Source organism: Aliterella sp. E5.1 (assembly GCF_057473825.1).
The window spans coordinates 1-2,966 of the sequence record NZ_JBYCCV010000215.1 but is presented as its reverse complement, the minus strand read 5'-3'; the positions used below and the strand labels follow the sequence as shown (position 1 = coordinate 2,966).

Genomic DNA, 2,966 nt, shown 5'->3' with positions numbered 1-2,966 from the left:
GATCCTGTAGCCGGGAGGATTTTAATTGACGGTCAAGATATTCGTGAATATACAATAGACTCTTTGCGGCGACAAACTAGCGTAGTTCTGCAAGATAGTGTCCTATTTGCTGAGAGCGTGCGAGAAAACATTGCTTATGGAAAATTAGGTGCGTTGGATCAAGAAGTCGAAAAAGCCGCCCTCCTTGCTAATGCTCATGAGTTTATTATCAACTTACCCCAAGGCTACGATACTATTTTGAGCGAACGGGGAGGAACCCTCTCTGGCGGACAAAGACAACGAATTGCGATCGCCCGTGCAGCTATTCGTCAAGCGCCCATCATCATCCTTGACGAACCAACTACAGGCTTGGACTACAAGAGCGAGTATGCAGTTAATACGGCTCTAGCAAGACTTACCGGAGGTAAAACAACGTTTACCATTTCTCACAACCTCCGAGCAGTAGAAAAAGCAGACTTGATTTTTTATATTGAGGCGGGAAGCATCATCGAGCAAGGTACTCATAGCGAACTTATGGCTTTGGGAAACCGCTACGCAACTCTGTACAGATTGCAAAATATTGTGGATAGCACGTCAAAAGGAGATCCTTATGTCCTCGAAACTTAAAGGAACCCGCGTTGTTTTGGTGCGTCACGGACAAAGTACCTACAATGCTCTCGGTTTGTATCAAGGTAGTAGCGATCGCTCGTTATTGACTCAAACCGGGTACAAAGATGCTCGTCAAACTGGAGCATTCCTTAAGGGACTAAAATTTGATGGGATTTATTCTAGCTCCTTAGCGCGATCGCAAGCTACAGCCAAAGAAATCTTAAAAGTAATTTCTCCCCAAGCCGATCCCAATACTATAAATTTTACCTACCAGTTGCGCGAAACCGATCTGCCTGCCTGGGAAGGATTAGCGATTCAGTACGTGCGCGAAAACTTTTCCCAAGACTATCGCCACTGGAAGCAACGCCCCCACGATTTTTGCATGGTAGGCAAATCCTCTCCACCTATCTACCCCGCCTTAGATTTGTACAAACGAGTACGAAAATTTTGGCAAGAGGTGCTACCCCGCCACCTTGGTCAAACCTTGCTTTTGGTAGCTCATGGTGGCACAAACCGCGCTTTAATTAGCACCGCCCTAGGTATTGCACCCAACTATTACCACTGCATCCAACAGTCTAATTGCGGTATCAGCGTCTTGCATTTTCCTGATGGATCTTTAGAATCTGGGAGTCTAAAAGCAATGAATCTTACGACTCATGTAGGAGAAAGCTTACCCAAGCTTCAAGAAAGCGGATCTGGTTTGCGTTTGTTTCTCTTGCCTTTAGAAATAAATCATCTAGCCCAAACTCAGCAACTAGCACAATTACTCCAAGAAACCAGCATTGATTTCAGCGCGATTGAAGACAATGACAACTTTCAAGCGATCGCTAAAAAAATTCTTCAACACCACCCACAGACGGTGCAATTGAAGTTTTTACGCAAAGATTTTCCTGAAGCTTGGCAACAAAGTATTAATGCTAGAAATACAGCTTCAGCCCTTATTACTGGCTTAGTAGTTGGAGAAAAAAACACTATAAAACATTTGCTAGATAAAGCTTTGGCGATAAATTTAGATCGCCTGCAACACCTACAACTAACCTCCGGTACAATTAGCTGCATTCATTACCCAGGCGATGGATATCCTAGCGTATTGCAAGTAATGAATTTATCAGGAGCAGAAAATAACTCGGTACTCGATTTAGAAACTATCTCATCTCCAGAATTATCCAATTTACCTAATAAAATACCTACTTAAGCTAACAATGAAAATTGCATTTATAGTCTGGCGATTTCCAGTTTTATCTGAGGCATTTATTCTCAATCAAATTACAGGTTTAATTGATCGGGGGCATGAAGTTCATGTTCATCCTGTCAATGGTTTACCAAAAAAGAACCCAGGAAAAGTACATCCCATTATTGAAGAATATCAATTGTTGGAACGTACTTATTATCCCAAAACTCTACCCGAAAATACTTTGTTGCGCTTTTACAAAAGCGTAGGATTGGTAATAAAAAATATTAACAAAGGTTCTTTAAATACCTTGCAATTCCTCAATCCTTGGAAGTACGGTAACGAAGTTGCTACTTTAAAGACTTTTTATCGCACAGAGTCCCTACTTAAAGATGGTGATTATGATATAATTCATTGTCAATTTGGTACTCTAGCACCTATTGCGCTTGCTTATCGAAATGCTGGCATCATTAAAGGCAAATTAATTACCACCTTTCGCGGTATTGATATTAGCAAATATGTTGAAGAACAAGGTACAAATGTTTACGATCGCCTATTTGCAGAAGGAGAGTTTTTTTTAGCAAATTGCGAATTTTTTAGAGACAGGGCTATTAGATTAGGTTGCGATCCAAAAAAAATTGTTGTTCACGGTTCGGGACTAGATTGTAGTAAATTTGCTTTTAAATCTCGGTATTATCCCGAAAATGGTAAAGTACAAATTTCTACTATAGGTCGTTTGGTAGAAAAAAAAGGAATAGAATATAGTATTCGTGCCATTGCTAAACTAGCTGAAACCAACCCAAATATTGAGTACAGCATTATCGGTGATGGCGAATTAAAAGAACATTTTGAGCAGCTTATTGCTCAACTAAATGTTGGACATATTGTGAAACTTTTAGGCTGGAAACAGCAGCAAGAAATTATCGATATTCTTGACAGTTGCCATATTTTCGTTGCCCCTAGCGTGACCGCCGCCGACGGGAATCAAGATGCTCCTGTTAACACTTTAAAAGAAGCAATGGCGATGGGAATACCCGTAATTAGTACCTTTCACGGCGGTATCCCCGAATTAGTAGAAAATGGACATTCTGGGTTTTTAGTACCCGAAAGAGATGCAAATGCGATCGCCCAAAAACTAACTTATCTCATCGAGCATCCTGAAGTTTGGGAAGTAATGGGTAAAGCAGGTCGGGCGCGGGTTGAAGAA

At 41.1% G+C, this 2,966-nt stretch carries 3 protein-coding genes; all 3 read left to right on the top strand.

Features of this window, described 5'->3' with window-relative positions:
• Positions 1-606 (top strand): ATP-binding cassette domain-containing protein (locus AC2VE5_RS25225; protein ID WP_486890339.1); only part of this gene is annotated, 606 nt, incomplete at its 5' end.
• Positions 590-1,783, top strand: coding sequence for a histidine phosphatase family protein (locus tag AC2VE5_RS25220; RefSeq protein WP_486890338.1), 1,194 nt, complete (start codon positions 590-592; stop codon positions 1,781-1,783). The genes AC2VE5_RS25225 and AC2VE5_RS25220, both read left to right, overlap by 17 nt.
• Positions 1,784-1,790: 7 nt before the next feature.
• Positions 1,791-2,966 (top strand): glycosyltransferase (locus AC2VE5_RS25215; protein ID WP_486890337.1); only part of this gene is annotated, 1,176 nt, incomplete at its 3' end.